Annotated in this window: 1 protein-coding gene; it reads right to left on the bottom strand. The window is 34.8% G+C overall.

All coding sequences use genetic code 11. From position 1 onward, the window contains the following. Positions 1–391 precede the first annotated feature (391 nt). Positions 392–1,313: DUF3231 family protein (locus RB298_RS00105; RefSeq protein WP_486045147.1), on the bottom strand; the 922-nt coding region annotated here is incomplete at its 5' end.

Below are 1,313 nucleotides of genomic sequence, written 5' to 3'. Positions count from 1 at the left end.
TTTTTGTGGAGAATACCAGTACGAAGGCTTCAAAGGAATCTATACATTTATATACATAAGTCACTTGCGAAAATTCACATTATGTTAACCAAGGTCATATATCGTATATAGTCTAAAAACCGAAAAAACTACCCTGGTGTGTGATAGGGTAGTTTTTTCGGTTACGTAATTGGGTTTCATGAGTGATGCCTGATTGCATCTTGGGTAGTTTGCTCAAAGTATCAAAAGTTATTCATTTTTATGATTATGAAATAAAAGGAAAGCAACATGACTTTAATAAAAAAGACATGTTGCTTTTAAGATTCCAATCCTATTGACTTTTTCACCCTTTTAATCAAAGAATAAACATAAATATACGGATAAAAAGACAATCAGGTTTTTTATACCACTATTATGATTCTTTTTTTCTAGCTAGTTTCTTACGGTCCTTTGTTCCCGGTGGTTGTTCAAGCCAATTATACTTAATCATAATGTCAGCACCAGTTTTTGCATATCGGGCAATTTCTAGTGATAATCGTTCATAATCGATGGCTAAATCGTTTCTTTGACTGGCAGCCGCCGCAGTTGCATAGTTTCCTGTACCAGCAGCACTTAATAGGGACATATGAAACATCATTAACTTATCTGAAAATGTTTTGGTAGTTGAATTGCTCACACTAACGTCAGGTAATCGAGGGGTGGCAAGATCGTTTTCAAGCAAGAAATCAGCGAAGATTTGAATGTGTTTGTTCGATATGTCTCTTCCTCTTAACATAAAGTCTTGGATTTCTTTAGACGGAGAGGTTTGTGCAAAACCAATAGAAAGTTTAACCCCCATCGAATTTGTTAGCACGTTCATATATAAATGCGAAATTTCTACGGCGTTTAATGGGCGTTTGTTTTTAAATGGATTTAATCCACTTAAATATTTTTTGCTATCAACATAATCTGCTTCTTTTGGAACTTCAATATAAGGATGTCTGGAATGTACCCCTTTTGAAACGGCAATTTCAGTAGTCTGATTATAAAGGGTAGATGCTTCTACTAATCCTTTTGTATAGAAATTTCTAATATCTTCTCTTGCACTCATGGAAACAAATCCACTATAAGCTAGCATTCCAACCTTCGCCATATGATTTACATACGTTAAACAAAATACATCGGAAAAAAGCCAAGGAGCTTCCATATTTACGTCTTGTTCGGTAAAACCGTGAGGAACTGCATACTGCTCTTGCTCAAAAATGGTAAGTAAGTGATCCAAATGACCAACCGCAATATCATAAGCAAATTGAATAGCAAATCGGATATCCGAATCATTCAAATGTTTAAGCATA

It is taken from the genome of Priestia sp. BR_2 (genome assembly GCF_041954005.1).
Lineage (GTDB): Bacteria > Bacillota > Bacilli > Paenibacillales > Paenibacillaceae > Paenibacillus_AQ > Paenibacillus_AQ lautus_A.
This window is presented reverse-complemented; position numbering and strand designations above follow the sequence as displayed.